Here is a 1,266-nt window from a genome sequence, read left to right as displayed (position 1 = left end):
TTGCCGGCCAGACACTGACGATCGGCGCTACCGGCGGCGGTACTGCGACCACGCTCACCTTCGGTATCGGGACGGGCAAGGTCAACTCGTTGAATGATCTGAACACGGCCCTCGCAGCCAACAACCTGCAGGCCACGGTCGACTCCTCGACCGGCAAGATCTCGATCACGACGACCAACGACGCTGCGTCTTCGACGATCGGAGCGGTCAGCGGCGGCGCGGCCTTCACCGGTCTGACCGTCAGCGCCCCCGTTTCCGATCCGACCTCGCAGTCCAACCGCGCCAGCCTGGTTGCGCAGTACAACAACGTGCTGACGCAGATCAACACGACCGCGGCTGACGCCTCGTTCAACGGCATCAACCTGTTGAACGGCGACACGCTGAAGCTCACCTTCAACGAGACCGGCAAATCGACGCTGTCGATCACCGGTGTGACCTTCAGCAGCACCGGCCTTGGTTTGACCAGCCTGACCTCGGGCACCGACTTCCTCGACAACTCGTCGGCGAACAAGGTGCTCAACACCCTCAACTCCGCCAGCTCCACGCTGCGGTCCGAGGCCTCGACGCTGGGTTCGAACCTGTCGGTTGTGCAGGTCCGTCAGGACTTCAACAAGAACCTGATCGACGTGCTGCAGACCGGTTCGTCGAACCTGACGCTCGCCGACACCAACGAGGAAGCGGCCACCAGCCAGGCGCTGTCGACCCGCCAGTCGATCGCTGTGTCCGCGCTCTCGCTCGCCAACCAGTCGCAGGCGAGCGTGCTGCAGCTGCTGCGCTAAGCGGCGCTGTAGGCCGAGCCAACAAACGAGGCGGCGGGGGCAACCCCGCCGCCTTCGGCCTGATGAGCGGCAGCTCAGATAGGGCCCAGGAGATGTCGAGCAGATACGCCGAGTTGAAAGTATCGGCAGCACGAGCTGCGTAGCTTCTGAAACGAATGATGAGGATGCTTGGCGCCGAATTGCGGCCGCGATTGCGCATCCGACTTGCCGGCAGCCCGAGCCGCGCCGAGCCAGGCGGTGTCGGATCTTTTGCGCCTCGGGTCGATAGTAAGGTTACCGACCTAGCTCGCCTCCGTATTTGCACGGACCTCGAAATTAACGGGACGGAGAAGGCGGAAGTCTATCAATTGCAAGAGGAAAGTCCGTTGATCTCAGCCAGGCGGTGGCTGTGTGGGCTTGAACCCAAGCCGCCTATGAGAGCATGGGGCATGCCGCCGGCATGTCTCGGCCGGACAGCGATTACTCGGTTGTCGCAGCGCGAATTCTT

Annotated in this window: 1 protein-coding gene; it reads left to right on the top strand. The window is 62.9% G+C overall.

Annotated elements, in window-relative coordinates:
* Window positions 1-779, top strand: a 779-nt coding sequence (locus BRAS3843_RS36165; protein WP_035983994.1) for a flagellin, incomplete at its 5' end; no start/stop codon positions are given.
* Window positions 780-1,266: the final 487 nt, after the last annotated feature.

Source organism: Bradyrhizobium sp. STM 3843 (assembly GCF_000239815.1).
In the GTDB taxonomy this organism is placed as follows: domain Bacteria; phylum Pseudomonadota; class Alphaproteobacteria; order Rhizobiales; family Xanthobacteraceae; genus Bradyrhizobium.
Note: the sequence above shows the minus strand (reverse complement) of the source record. Positions and strands in the feature narration are given on the sequence as shown.